The 13,127-nt window shown below is 58.7% G+C and carries 10 protein-coding genes; 1 reads left to right on the top strand and 9 read right to left on the bottom strand.

The genetic code is table 11. The features are described 5' to 3' along the window. Window positions 1-39: 39 nt before the first annotated feature. The 7 genes from A9J21_RS01210 to A9J21_RS01180 form a co-directional block, all read right to left on the bottom strand. Complete coding sequence (locus A9J21_RS01210; protein ID WP_066731089.1) at window positions 40-891, bottom strand: hypothetical protein; 852 nt, start codon at window positions 889-891, stop codon at window positions 40-42. Continuing rightward, window positions 888-2,684 carry an AAA family ATPase gene (locus A9J21_RS01205; RefSeq protein WP_066731087.1) on the bottom strand — a complete coding sequence of 599 codons (1,797 nt, stop codon included), beginning with the start codon at window positions 2,682-2,684 and terminating at the stop codon, window positions 888-890. The genes A9J21_RS01210 and A9J21_RS01205 overlap by 4 nt, the downstream gene beginning before the upstream one ends. Before the next feature lie 2 nt (window positions 2,685-2,686). Beyond that, window positions 2,687-4,648 (bottom strand): restriction endonuclease subunit S, encoded by a 1,962-nt coding sequence (locus tag A9J21_RS01200; protein WP_066731085.1) that lies wholly within the window; start codon window positions 4,646-4,648, stop codon window positions 2,687-2,689. Next, window positions 4,648-6,423, bottom strand: coding sequence for an N-6 DNA methylase (locus A9J21_RS01195; protein WP_066731083.1), 1,776 nt, complete (start codon window positions 6,421-6,423; stop codon window positions 4,648-4,650). The genes A9J21_RS01200 and A9J21_RS01195 overlap by 1 nt, the downstream gene beginning before the upstream one ends. Window positions 6,424-6,457: 34 nt before the next feature. After that, on the bottom strand, window positions 6,458-8,893 hold the full coding sequence (gene hsdR, locus A9J21_RS01190) for an EcoAI/FtnUII family type I restriction enzme subunit R (RefSeq protein ID WP_066731081.1): 2,436 nt from the start codon (window positions 8,891-8,893) through the stop codon (window positions 6,458-6,460). 365 nt (window positions 8,894-9,258) lie between these two features. Then, the gene (locus A9J21_RS01185) at window positions 9,259-9,465 is read right to left on the bottom strand and encodes a helix-turn-helix domain-containing protein (RefSeq protein ID WP_066731079.1); all 207 of its coding nucleotides are present in this window, start codon (window positions 9,463-9,465) and stop codon (window positions 9,259-9,261) included. 596 nt (window positions 9,466-10,061) lie between these two features. Next, complete coding sequence (locus tag A9J21_RS01180) at window positions 10,062-10,943, bottom strand: HNH endonuclease signature motif containing protein (RefSeq protein WP_082926166.1); 882 nt, start codon at window positions 10,941-10,943, stop codon at window positions 10,062-10,064. Window positions 10,944-11,251: 308 nt separating this feature from the next. Between A9J21_RS01180 and A9J21_RS01175 the strand changes: the two genes are divergently transcribed. Next, on the top strand, window positions 11,252-12,148 hold the full coding sequence (locus tag A9J21_RS01175; protein ID WP_066731073.1) for an endo alpha-1,4 polygalactosaminidase: 897 nt from the start codon (window positions 11,252-11,254) through the stop codon (window positions 12,146-12,148). Between the two features lie 34 nt (window positions 12,149-12,182). Here A9J21_RS01175 and A9J21_RS01170 read toward each other — a convergent pair whose 3' ends face one another. Next, window positions 12,183-12,695 (bottom strand): M48 family metallopeptidase, encoded by a 513-nt coding sequence (locus A9J21_RS01170; protein ID WP_066731267.1) that lies wholly within the window; start codon window positions 12,693-12,695, stop codon window positions 12,183-12,185. Between the two features lie 37 nt (window positions 12,696-12,732). Continuing rightward, complete coding sequence (locus A9J21_RS01165; protein WP_066731071.1) at window positions 12,733-12,957, bottom strand: hypothetical protein; 225 nt, start codon at window positions 12,955-12,957, stop codon at window positions 12,733-12,735. Between the last annotated feature and the right edge of the window lie 170 nt (window positions 12,958-13,127).

The raw sequence follows: 13,127 nt of genomic DNA, 5'->3' as shown, positions 1-13,127 counted from the left end.
TTGTGGGCATCTCAACTAAAACGCCGAGTTGCTTTTACTTCAACCTAAAAGTCTTGAAACACTTGGATCGTTGCGCAAACGAATGCACCATTTCGCCACTGCCGAAAGCTCTGCGTCTGGCTTGGTAAGGGAGACAATGTCGCGAGCTGTGGCCTTCGCGCGTTCGCGGGCGGCCGCAGAACTTCGTGTCTCCGACAGCGCTTGCAGATACTTATTTATCAGCTTTGTGGTGTTCTGCCAAACCTTCCGCCGCTCCTCAGCTAACGCCTTGTGCTCTGTGAGCTTCAGCCGCTCCACTGTGCGCTTCACCCGCACATGTTCCCAACGTGGGATGCCAGGTGCAGGAACGGCTTTCCCTTCTTCATCGAACGCCAGCAGCGTAACGTCGTAGGCATTCGTTGGGTCGAGGAAATGAGGGACTTCATCCCCTTCGCAACGTTGGTTGTACGTCGAGCATCGGGAGCCGTATCGGAGTGGAAACCAAGCGCCCTTCTTTCGATTCGGCACGGTGCCGGCGATGCGGAAGTTCATGTAGTCGAAGGCCAGCCACCAATAACCATCGCGCTCGGGCCCCTTGCTGCCGCGAGCAGCCTTCTTGGGACGGAAGTGTTCGACATCTAGGTGCGATGCAATGTCCCGGGCCTCGGTAAACCAACACTTTCCACCAGACAATGCCAGCAGCCAAGGCTTCAATTTTCCCCAATGGCCACTGTACTTGTCGATAAGCTCATTGCGAGCCTTGATCTTCGCCGCTGCATCAAGCATCGCAAGCTCGCCAACCAGACGCGAAGACTCAACTAGCCAGGCATCCCAGTCTGCTTGGGACCAGCGGACATCATCCGGTAAGTCCATATCAGTGGGCAGCTTGTTTTCGAGATCGATGAAGATCATTTGCCTCCCTCCTCACGCAGGATCTCGTCAATGATGTCATCGGCGATGCGGTCCTGTTCGGCCTGTTCTTCCGGCGTAAGCGAGGGTTGGCGGAACTTGCGATGCTGCGCCATCTTGCGCACGAACAGCGCGTAATCCGGGTCGCGGAAGTCCGCGGTGGAGAAACCTAGGTCAGCCAGCTCGGCGGATAGGCGGGAAAGCTCGGCATCTTCCTGGGGTGTGCGGGGCGACTTCACGAACAGCTCGTTGCGCCGGAACAGGCGCCGCTCGGTTTCGATGTCCAGCGTGGAAGATAGACCGAAAAGCTCGCTCTTCAGCAGCCCGGTCACGCCCATGCCCTGCGGGTGCTCGTCGGGTACCTCCACCACGGTGCGCTCGTTCTGTTGGCGCAGTATGTGCACCTGTTCGCGCTTGAGTCCGCCCACCATCATCGGGTCATGGGTGGTGACAAGGATCTGCGATTGCCCCGAAGCTGCATCAAAGGCGCCGCTAACGCTGGCGCTATTGAAACCGGCTTCATGGGTGTCACCTAGAACGCTTTCGATGTCGTCGAAGTAGCGGAGCTTCCAGATAGGGTTCAGGTGGGTGTCGGGCTCATCGAGCAGGAACAGGCAGTGGTCTTCGCGCGTAATGCGCATCAGGCCCAGCACGGTGAGCATCTGCAGCTCACCCTCGGAGAGTTGAGTGAAGCTCACCTTGCCGTCGTGTCCGTCGCCCATCTCGCGCTTCTTCACCGTGATGCGCACCTCGTCGATCAGGTCACCGATGTAGGCACCTTCGGCGTAGCGAAAGAAGCTGTCGGTGCCACCCACTAGTCCGCCCAACTGCTTGAGCTTGGCGTGGCTGGACACGAACAAGTAGAGTTGCTTTTGCTTCTCGGTGCGGCCTCGGAAGTCGATCTGCCGGGTCGCTTCCACCTCGATGGGCGCCCAGGCGACCTGCCAAAGCTTGTCGAGGAATTCGCTCACGACATTGCCGCGTGCATACCAAAAGCGCGGATCGCCTTCGTTCAGCTCGTTCTCATCGAACTTGCCGCCCCGGCGCTTCTCGCGCAGGCGGTGCGGCTCTTTCAATACGAACAGGGCGGACTCCAGCGCCTCGATGTGCAGGTTCTTCAGCACCTTCTGAAATACCGGGTCGTCTGACAGCAGGCAGGCCAGTAGCACCAATTGGCTGTGGCCGCCCCGGCAGTAGAACAGTCGGCGAAGGCGGTCGTCGCCCGCCTGCTTCAGCCGGACCTCACGACGGCGCTTGGCTTCTTCCAGCGCACGGATGTCCGCTTCGCTCGCGGTGAAGTTCTCCAGCAACTGTTCGGGCAACACCTCGTCGGTCGTGATTTCCTGGCGCTGGTTAAAGCGGCGCTGGTGCTCCTGGAACAGGGTCTCTATGCGCTCGTTGCGGCCGGAGTAGTAGGCAAAGATGTGCGAGGGCAGCAGCTCGCGGTTCTTCAGCAGATAGCCTTGTGATTCGCTCTTGCCGTCAACCCACACGAAGGGCCGCTTCTGCTTGCGAGTATCGGCCTGCAGACGCACCGTATAACCGCGGATCTCGTATTCCAGCGTATAGTCGTGCGCCGCGTCGCGGTCTAGATCCACGTCGCGGAAGATTGTGATCAGCGCCTCGATTAGGTTGGACTTGCCGGTCCCGTTCTGGCCGATCAAGGCATGGCTGCGGATGGACTTGGGCGCCGTACCGGCGGCCTCGCCCGGCATGAGCGACATCTGCGTCGCGAAGTCGATCACCACCTCGCGCAAATTGCGGAAGTGTGGAATAGCCAGGTGCCGCAGCTGCATCCTTAGCCCCCTGCCGCTTCGGTCAGCCTTTCGCGCACTTCGGCCACCGCAGGCTCGGCGATCCAGCCGTGCGCCACCTCGGCCTTAAGTTGGGCGTAGAAGGCATCGATCTCGCCGCCAAAGCGCTGCCACAGGTCACGGGCCGACATCTCGCCCTTGTGGCGGGCCAGCAGGGTGGCCAGCGGGGCCTGAGCCTTTAGGTCGGGTGGCGTACCTAAGCGCAGCGGTGCGACCAGTTCAGTTTGCGGGGCTTTCATGGGGGGCTCCTCTTCTTGTTCGATGGAGATGCCGGTGAGGGCGGTGACAACCGACGCTGCGAATCGTTCAGCCGCCTTTTGCGTGCTGCGAAGCTGTTCTGCAATTTCGTCGCAATACCGCATCAACTCAGATACGCGTGCCACGATTCGATGTTGTTCGGGAATCGGCGGGAATGGGATCTCGAACTGTTCCAGCACTTTCTTGCTAAGCCCCTCTCGCGCCATACCGACCTGTCGGCCCCAGATGAGCGCTTGGCAATATGGTGACAACAGACACAAATGAAGATATTCGCGTACCTGGGGATCTGTAGGCCTGATGATGGTCACGTGCTGGCTGACGTTTGCCTCGCCGAAGTCAGAGGGAACAAGTGCACAGCGTCCGAGAGACGCGCCTGTTATGTTGAGGAGTACGTCATTCGGCAACACCGTCGTGCCAGCCATCCGCTCGTGTTCGCTATTGGTGATGTAAGCGACACCAGCTAGTCGAAGACCGTCGTTCCAAACGTTTTGCGACCTCAGGAATGGAACGCCTTCCTTTACGTAGACTTCCCGCCCGCCTCGCGGTGTGCTCCCTGAACCGATCTTGTTGGCAACTTGGCCGAGGCGCACAAACGCCCAGCCACTCGGCACAGAAAACGGATAGTCCTCCAGAGAAACATCAACGAAGGTGGTCTGTTTGGCAATAAGTTTCTTCTTCGCCAGATCCGCTTTCAGCGTCGCAACTCTTGCCAACCAAGATACAACGGGCTCATCCGAATCTGATTGCTCTACTAGCAATCCTCGGACCGCCAAATCGAGGACGAGGCCGCGCATCCCGTCTACGTCCTCAGGTGCGCTGAACAAGCGCCTGAAATTCGTTTGCAGGCGTTGCCAGCTGTCTTGCAGTTCGTGCGGGCTTTGGGCACTGGCGAGGGCTTGCAGGGTGGACTGGCGCAAGGCGTTTTGCAGTTTCCGGCGGTCTGCCTGCTGTTTCTCCAATTGGTCGCACAAGGCCATCAGCTCGTCGACTTTGGCGACGATGCGGGTTTGTTCTTTCAGCGGTGGAAGCGCAATGACGAGTTGCTCGAATTTCTCTTTTGTCATGTGTGCCATGGAAATTCCATGACCCGCAGCTTTAATTTCTTGAGTCTTTTCAAGCAGCCAAGTGTAGAGGAATTTCTTGTCGACGTCCGCGTCACTGAAAAGATCCAATTTCCAGATATGGTAGTGGTAGATGACGCGCTTACCCTGCCAAATAAACGGACCGAATGACGCTGACCATGCGTAGAGTAGGTCACCAGCGTCGATGTACTTGTCATCGTCCAGTTCTAAGTTGGAGTAGTACCAATGGTCCGACGTAAACAGATTTCCAACGCGCAAGACTGGTGTCCCCGCTTCCAATAGCTCTTGCTTTGAATAAGCGCGTCCATTGAGAACGCGCACAAGAGCAGACAGACGGGTATTGACCCAACCTCGTGGCAATTGCGAAGTTGCCGTGCCGTCAATATGGCTTGTTGCGGGTGCCTTCTTCCGTCTCCCTACCGCTGGTCTGTTCAATGCAATTGTCTTGATGCGTTCCAGCTGCTTGGCGGCAGGTTCCTCTGACTCGTCTTGAAGAACTAGACGCCCCTGCACTGCCATCGCCAAGACCAACTCACGCAATCGCGCCACACCCCCCGGCGCATTGGCGATATGCCCGAATTCGCTAAGAAACTGCTGCGCGTCCATCAGGCGTCCTCGCTGACAAAGTGGTGCGCCAGTGCGGCAGCGAGTTCGCTCTTTAGGTGATTCTCGGTTTCCTCAATCTGGCCGAGAAGGGTCTTGTATTTTTCCAGCAGCACGTCGGGGTCGTGGCTTTCGTCCTCCGGCGCGTTGGGGTTTTTCAGGTCCAGGTTGTAGATGGGCCAGTACAGGCGGTCGCCGGCGGCCTGGGCGTCGCGGGCTTGCAGGCGCAGGCCGTCGGCTTGGGCGCGCAGGGTGTCGATCTCGTCTTCCACCGGCTTGCGCTGCTTTGCGTCGCTCATGCCCTTGATGGATTCGCGCAGGTCGCGCACTCGGTTTTCTAGCGTGCTGGCGTCGTTGCCCAGTTGTTCGGCGCGATTCCAATGCGGCTGCGCGGCGGCTTCGGCCTGTTCTCGCTTGACTTTGAAGTCCACCTTCCAGGCGAATTCGTTTTCCACGCGGTCAGCGAAGTCATTTGCTTCGCTGCCCCACCAGTCCTGCTCAGGTTTGAATTCCTCTAAGCGTATGGGCTTGGTTTTGCTGTAGCTCTTGTAGCCCGGCGGGTAGGGGTGCTCGTAATACCAGATGGTGTCGGTGTGAAAGTGCTCGGTGCCGTCGTCCACCACTGAGCACTTGGTGAAGAACAGCAGGTTGGTCTTGATAGTGGTGTAGGGCGCGAACACGCCTTTGGGCAAGCGCACGATCGTGTGCAGCTTGCAGTCGCGCAGCAACAATTTCTTCAGCGTAGCCTTGATGCCGTCGCCAAAGAGGAAGCCGTCGGGCAGCACCACGGCAGCGCGGCCGTTTTCTTTAAGGAGCTTTTTAACGATGAGGGCCATGAACATGTCGGCCGTCTCGCGGGTGCGCAGGTCGGCCGGGTAGGTGTTGCCTACCCCATCTTCCTCATAGCCGCCAAAAGGCGGGTTCGTGATGACGCAATCCACCTTGTCATGTGCGCTCCATTCGTTCCAGCCGATGCCCAAGGTATTGCGGTGCTCAATTTGGCTGGGCACGTCGATGCCGTGAAGCAGCATGTTGGTGGTGCAAAGCAAGTGTGGCAGCTGTTTTTTTTCGATGCCGCGGATCAGAGCTTCGATGGCGGCTTTGTCGGCGGCCGACGATTTGGTGGAGAGCTGGTTGCGCAGGTGGTCGATGGCGGCGGTCAGGAAGCCGCCAGTGCCGCAGGCCGGGTCCATTACCGATTCGCGCTGGGCGAGACTCGGATTCACACGATCGGCCATGAACTGCGTGATGGCGCGCGGGGTGTAGAACTCACCAGCGTTGCCGGCGCCGCGCAGATCGTTGAGCAATTGCTCGTACACGTCGCCCAGGTTGGCGCGAGTCTTGAAGTCGTGAAAGTTGATAGCTTCTTCCAGCTTCTCGATCACAGCCAGCAATTGGGGACCTGACTTCATGTAATTGTTGGCGTCTTCAAAGACGCTGCGGATCACCTTGTGCTGAGGGCTAGCATTCGCGTCCAGGTCCTTGAGCGTGGTAAACAGCTCGTTATTGACGAAACCGATCACCTCGCTGGCGGAAATCTGTGGCTTCTTCTTGCCATCGGGGCCTGCCACGTAAGCGGCCCAGTGGCGCCAGCGCATGCGCGCGGGCAACGGCGACCGGTACTTGGGGTTGTCATCTTCCCACTCTTCTTCTCGCTGGTCGAAGACCTTGAGAAAGAGCATCCAAGTGAGCTGGCCCAGGCGCTGGGCGTCGCCATCGACACCGTCATCCTTGCGCATGATGTCCTGGATGGACTTGATGGTACTGCTGAGATTCATTGCGTTGTTCTCGCTTCACGTAGCCTTACGTGGATCAGGCCAGTTTCAGTTTATTCTGGTCGTAGAGCGCCTGTTCGAGCAGCTGCACGGCGTGGGTGTATTGCTCGACGCTGCCGAAGATGCCGCGCCGGATCTGGGTCTTGCTGCCAAATTGATCAAACGGCGGAAGTTCCAGCACCTGAGCATCTTCGATGTCCTGCACCCCATGGTCGGCGAACTTGTCAAGTAGGGCTTCGAGCACGGCGCGGGCCTGTTCGCCGTACTGGCCGAAGGCATCGCGCTTCTTGACCTGGTTGGCGCGCTCCCGGCGGGTAAGCGGCTTCTGATCGAAGGCGACATGCGCGACTAGATCGAAGACATCGAGCTCGCTGCCGTTGGGCACGGCCTGTTGCAGGATGTCCAGTGGCACGCCGTGATCAGCCAATTCCTCCAGTACGGCTTGCTTGCGCTCCGCGCTGTTCCAACGGCGTAGGAATTCGGTGAGGCTGCCGAACTCGGCTTGCAGCGCCTTCTTGATGTCGTCCTTGAGCAGGACGCGGTAGTCCTCGGTAATGAGCTTGCCGTTGGCATCGAGGTACTGCGAACGCTCGACGGCGACGCGCACCTCCACGTCGTCGATCACATATTTCACGCGGCCTTCGCCAGCGCCGCCGCCATTATTGCTGCCAGGCGGGGTGTCGTCGCCGCCTGTAGTGTCGAGCTCGTAGGGCGGGAGCTCCAACTCACCGAAGTCAGTTGGGCTGAGTTCCTCGGGCGGTAGCACTGGCTCTTTGGGCTTGGGCTCATAGATCGTCACAGGTTCGCCGTCGAAATCAGGGTCGGCGAACAGGCGCGTGGCGCCTTTAAAGTCCATGATGGTGAAGTAGAGCTTCTGGTAGTCCTCCCGAAGGCGAGTGCCGCGACCTATGATCTGCTTGAACTCGGTCATTGAGCTGATGTTCTGGTCCAGCACAATGAGCTTGCAGGTCTTGGCATCCACTCCGGTGGTGAGCAGCTTGGAGGTGGTGGCAATGATCGGATACGGCTCGTCGTTGTCGATGAAGTAGGAGAGCTGGGCCTTGCCTTCGTTGTCGTCGCCAGTGATGCGCATCACGTAGCGACGGTTGCTGGCGGCAGCGGGGATGATCTTCACCAACTCCTGGCGCATGCGTTCGGCATGGTCTTGGTCGTCGCAGAAGACGATGGTCTTGGCCATCGGGTCGGTGGCCTTAAGGTATTCCCAAACTTTGCTGGCCACGAGCCGGGTGCGCTTTTCCAGCACCAGGTTGCGGTCGAAGTCTTTGATATTGTATTGCCGCTGTTCAACGATTTGGCCGAGTTTGTCGATCTTGCTCTTCTCGGGCGTGTAGCCCACGGCGTCGGCGTCCGTGGCAATGCGGATGACCTTGTAGGGAGCGAGAAAGCCGTCCTCGATGCCCTGCTTAAGTGAGTAGGTGTAGACAGGGTCGCCGAAGTAGGCGATGTTGCTCACGTCCTTGGTTTCCTTGGGCGTCGCGGTCAGGCCCAAATGGGTGGCGCTGCAGAAGTAGTCAAGCACGTCGCGCCAGGCGGAATCATCGGCAGCGCTGCCGCGATGGCATTCGTCGATGACCACCAGGTCGAAGAAATCCGCCGGGAACTGGCGGTAGATCTGCTTCCATTCCTCTCGGCCTGTCACCGCCTGATAGAGCGCCAGATAGATCTCGTAGTTCTTCTTGACCTCACGATTCGTGACCTTGTGCATCACCTCGCCAAAGGGGGCGAAATCCTGCTGCATGGTTTGGTCAACCAGGATGTTACGGTCAGCCAAAAACAGAATGCGTTTCTTGGCCTTGGCCTTCCAAAGCCGCCAGATGATCTGGAAGGCAGTGTAAGTCTTGCCTGTGCCCGTGGCCATGACCAATAACACGCGCTGCTGGCCTTTGGCGATAGCCTCAATGGCGCGGTTGATGGCAACGCGCTGGTAGTAGCGTGGCTCTTTGCCAGTGCCATCGGCGTAGAACGGCTGCTCGACCAGTTTGACCGCGGCTGGCTCAGCAAGGCCCTTCCATTGCTGGTAAAGCGGCCACAGGTCATCCAGCGACGGGAATTCATTGAGCGAGAGCTCGCGCTCAATGGGGAATGTCAGCCCGCTGCGGTCGTGCAGAAGGAAACCATTGCCGTTGCTGCTGATGGCGAAGGGTGCATCTAACATCTCGGCATAAGCCAAAGCTTGCTGCATGCCGTGGCCGGTCGAAAACTTCGCTTGCTTGGCTTCAACCACTGCTATCGGCACGTTGGGCCGGGCATAGAGCACAAAGTCGGCACGCTTGGGGCCGCCCTTGGCTTCGGGGTTCTTGATGCGCGCTGCGAGCCTACCGCGCACCATTACGCGGCCGTCGGTGAGGCTCACCTCCTCACGAAACTGATGTTGCTGCCACCCCGCTTGCTGGATGGCGGGCGTAATGAATTTGGTGCAGATATCGCGCTCACTGAGCTGGGATTTGTCCATTCATTCTCCCGAAACCTGGGGATGAAACACCTGTTTCATCCTAAGAGCCCTAGTCGCTGACTTGGCGATCGTTGCGCCACCAACATGTGGCCTCGGTGAAGCCTTTGATTCATGGGCGCTGAGCCGGTGTATCCCAACTATCGCGGTAAGACGCAGTTGTCCGATAGCCTCTCTGACGCACCAGTACCGCCGCTTGTGCGTTGTTACACCCAAAGCGCACGAACCGCGTTAATTAACTTTTTCGGTATGAACGTTTCCGAACGCGATGTAGTTGTTGGCGAACCCGTTACATTTCACGGCCTTTGCCAGTGGCCGCTCGCAAGGACTGACCGCTCAGGCTCACGCGATTCGCCCTTTGATGCGCTTCATTTCGATTCGTCAATTTCTTGCGCACTTTCATCAGCGCCGCCCATGCGCACCCAGTCGTCCACTTCAGACAGTTTGAACTTCCACAGGCGGCCGACGCGATGCGCGGGCAGACCCCGGTGTTCGCGCCAGCGGTAGATGGTGTCCTTGGCCACGTCCAAGTGCAGAGCGACTTGCTCGACGGAAACCCAAGGTTCTGAGGTCATTGTGTCCACTCTTACCTATCCAAATCGCCTAAAGTAGATAAAAACAGAGCAAAGTCTAACAGAGGGTTGGTAATCGCCCAACCTTAGCCCCAAATTGAAGTGGCGTAAAGGTTGCTTCGAAACCTGGCGTGTAAGTCCCACTAATCTAGCGTCGCTAATGCCCATCGCAACGAGGAAGCGGACAGTGGCAGAGTGCGCGAGGTAGGTGCAGAGGGCGGTCGGTTTGGCGTTCATCGAGGGCCCACTTTGCGATCTTGTCGGAGGCATCACCACTGGGAATAGGAGCGAGTTTCCCAATCGCGCGCCGGTGATGAGCAGGTCTTGCAGACTGGCGGACGGTACTGGATTGTTTGGGCGTGGGACGGCGGATAATATGCGCGATGCTCCGGCTGGCCTTGTGACTTTGGGGGAAGGCCCAACAAGCCAACGTCAAAATACTGGCAGGCCCCCCGGGATGGGGGCATTTTTGGGGGCATTGAGGAGTTTGCGAATTTTAAAAATCCTTGTGTATCAAGAATTTGCCAGATGAATTGAATTCCTGCAGCCGCACCAGTTTCATGTGAAAAAGCCACGCGAGAGCGTGGCTTTTTTTCGTTTTACGCTTCTCGCGCCGCTACGATCTTCCGAAGCCTCTCGTTTTCCTCGTTGCCATCCAATCCAAAGTGGATATTCCGATGGCACGTAGGACAAATGGCTCCGACGTGTAATGGATGGTCCGGACCGCCGTCTGAGACGCGATTGATGTGGTGTGGCTCGAGGTATGGACTCCCGTCCTTCTTCTTGAACGGCGCAGGTGCGTTGCATAGCTCGCAATGTCCCGCCGCTCGAGCCAAAACGTAACGCTTCACCTGGACGCTGCGATGGTAAATCGCTCTTATGGCTTCCTTCGGAGCAATGCTGCCTGCAGGCACAGTGCAGGCGCTCAGTGCCTTTGCGCGTAGGGTCGTGAGGTCTTGGGGGGCAGAGTCAGAATTCTCAAGGGAGGGACCATCTTCCAGGTCTTCTTCTCGCTCAAAACGCATCGGAAAATCCACGGGAACGAGGCAAAAAATAATTACGTCGCGTAAATCCCCCTTTCGATCAGGGCCTCGCTCAACGACGTGGGAACCATAGACGAATTCGCCCAGGTAGATATATGGCTTGCCCTTCCCCGTGTACTCGAATAAGTGGAGAGCCTTGCCCTTCGAGGTATGGGCGGTAATCGCAAGGTTGCCCCCGCTCAGAGTCATGGGGCCAACTTGACCCTCACCGGAATATCGGAAATAACCGTCGTTGGTGAATCCGTCGCGATAGCCGTATTTCTCGCCACTGGTTCCGGTAAAAAGGAATATCGCGGGCGACTGGTCGGATGGCGCGATGCCGCTTTGCCAACTGCCTCCGAACCGTCCAGTGATTTCTTTACGCCGGCTATAGGCTTTGCCTACTACGAAGTGCGGCAGCTCCGGGGGCGAATTTGGGGGCGATCCGGTGGGCGGCATTGATAGTTGCCTCTTTCTGATTGGTTGTCAGAATTTTCTCAAAGCAAACCATCTCGTCAACCCTACTATTGCGGCACCGACGCTCCCGAGCATCCCTTCAGTTTGCCCACCGCCATCCGATAACGCTAAAGCAGACAAGTCCCCTCCAGGGTTGCGGCGTCTGGTGCGATGGCTGGGGCGGTCAACCTCGAAGCTATGGCATCAGCGCTTGTCTCGCGCATAATCGGTGTCACGCCAAATCGACCCTTTCCGAAAAGGGCAATACATAGCTGGTAGTTCTTTGTTGGGTACAACAGGAGAGGTCAAACATGCAAAGCAAACTGGCAGGCCGTCGCCCGGTGCGACTGGCCCTGGCAAGTCTCGTCGCCACGCTGGCCGCTTGCGGCGGGGGCGGGGACGATAGTGGCGGATCGGTGGTGCGCGTTTCCGAGGCATCCACGTTTTCGACGCAGGCCGTCAGCAGCAGTGTCACGGCCAGCCCCACGCGGTGGATGCCGTCGGTCACCGACACATGGCAGCTTCAGCTGCAAGGCACGATCAACACCAGCTACAACGTCGCGGTCTACGACATCGATCTGTTCGATACGCCGCAAGCCACCATTAACGCGCTGAAGGCGCAGGGCAAGCGGGTGGTGTGCTATTTCTCGGCAGGCAGCAGCGAGGACTGGCGCCCCGATTTCTCGAAGTTCAAGCCGGCGGATATGGGTAATGCGCTGGACGGCTGGGCGGGCGAGCGCTGGCTCGACACACGCTCGGCCAACGTGCGCGCCATCATGCAGGCCCGCATGGACCTGGCGAAGTCGAAGGGTTGCGATGGCATCGATGCGGACAACGTCGACGGCTATACCAACAACCCGGGTCTGCCGCTTACGGCTGCCACGCAGCTCGACTACAACCGCTTCCTGGCCGATCAGGCGCATGCCCGGGGCCTGGCCATCGGGCTGAAGAATGCCGTCGCCCAGTTGAGCGACCTGGCGCCGTCGTTCGATTTTGCGGTGAACGAGCAGTGCTTCCAGTACAACGAGTGCAGCGGCTATTCGGCCTTCACGGTGCAGGGCAAGCCCGTGTTCAACGTCGAATATCAGTCGAAGTGGAAGGATGCCGCCACGCGGCAGAAGCTGTGCGCCAAGGCGCAGGCGCTGAACCTGCGGACACTGGTGCTGCCGCTCGCGTTGAACGACAAGTTCCGCTACAGCTGCGACTGACCGTTTGAATATTGAAGAAACGACTACGAAGTAGTCACGGGCGGGCGGCTTCGCGGCTGTCCGCCTTTTCCGTTTCCCGCCACGCCAGGAACAGCCGCGTATCGAATTCCAGCTGGTGATACTGCGGTTCCATATGCTCGCAGAGCCGGTAGAACGCCTTGTTGTGGTCCGATTCCTTCAGGTGCGCCAATTCGTGCACGACGATCATGCGCAGGAATTCGGGCGGCGCTTCCTTGAATAGCGACGCCACGCGGATTTCCTTCTTTGCCTTCAGCTTGCCGCCCTGTACGCGCGAGATGGCCGTATGCAGGCCCAGCGCGTGCTGCGCGGTGTCCAGCCGCGCGTCGTACCCCACCTTGTGCAGCGGCGGGGCGCTGCGCAGGTATTCCTGCTTGATCTCGGCAGTGTAGTCGTAGAGCGCGCGGTCGGTCTGGATCGTGTGACGCGCGGGGTAGCGGCGCGCGATGTGGTCGCCCAGCGTGCCGGCAGCCATTGCGGCGCGCACCTGGTCGAGCACATTGGGCGGATAGCCGCCCAGGAATCGCATCGGGTCCTTGACGCCCGGCCGCCAGCCTTCGGTCATCTTAGTGATGGTGATGGTGGTGATGCATCCAGCTGTTATCCATCGAATGCACGAAGGACTCCACGGCATCCTTGTCGCCGGTGGCGTGGCGCATCATCTCGCCGCACTTGCAGAAGCCCTGGTACGGGGTGATGTGCGAGCAAGCCGACGTTTTCTGCAGATACAGCGTGACGGGTTTTGCGCACTTCTTGCACTTGAACTTGAGGGTCAGGGCGGGTTTGCTCATGGGAATCCGGATGAAAACTGCGTCGATGCGAAACCTGCGATTGTACCGGCCGCGCCCGTTGGCTGCCGGGCAGGAAGCAGTGGGCGCGATGCGGGCTTGAAGTGGGCGGGATGTGGGCGGGATGTGGGCGGGATGTGGGCGGGATGTGGGCGGGATGTGGGCTATCGGGG

The organism is Cupriavidus sp. D384 (assembly GCF_001652915.1).
Classification (GTDB): domain Bacteria; phylum Pseudomonadota; class Gammaproteobacteria; order Burkholderiales; family Burkholderiaceae; genus Cupriavidus.
Note: the sequence above shows the minus strand (reverse complement) of the source record. Positions and strands in the feature narration are given on the sequence as shown.

Coding starts and splice junctions, on each gene's coding strand:
- A9J21_RS01210 (WP_066731089.1), bottom strand. CDS start 891: ATGATCTTCATCGATCTCGAAAACAAGCTGCCCACTGATATGGACTTA.
- A9J21_RS01205 (WP_066731087.1), bottom strand. CDS start 2,684: ATGCAGCTGCGGCACCTGGCTATTCCACACTTCCGCAATTTGCGCGAG.
- A9J21_RS01200 (WP_066731085.1), bottom strand. CDS start 4,648: ATGGACGCGCAGCAGTTTCTTAGCGAATTCGGGCATATCGCCAATGCG.
- A9J21_RS01195 (WP_066731083.1), bottom strand. CDS start 6,423: ATGAATCTCAGCAGTACCATCAAGTCCATCCAGGACATCATGCGCAAG.
- hsdR (WP_066731081.1), bottom strand. CDS start 8,893: ATGGACAAATCCCAGCTCAGTGAGCGCGATATCTGCACCAAATTCATT.
- A9J21_RS01185 (WP_066731079.1), bottom strand. CDS start 9,465: ATGACCTCAGAACCTTGGGTTTCCGTCGAGCAAGTCGCTCTGCACTTG.
- A9J21_RS01180 (WP_082926166.1), bottom strand. CDS start 10,943: ATGCCGCCCACCGGATCGCCCCCAAATTCGCCCCCGGAGCTGCCGCAC.
- A9J21_RS01175 (WP_066731073.1), top strand. CDS start 11,252: ATGCAAAGCAAACTGGCAGGCCGTCGCCCGGTGCGACTGGCCCTGGCA.
- A9J21_RS01170 (WP_066731267.1), bottom strand. CDS start 12,695: ATGCGATTCCTGGGCGGCTATCCGCCCAATGTGCTCGACCAGGTGCGC.
- A9J21_RS01165 (WP_066731071.1), bottom strand. CDS start 12,957: ATGAGCAAACCCGCCCTGACCCTCAAGTTCAAGTGCAAGAAGTGCGCA.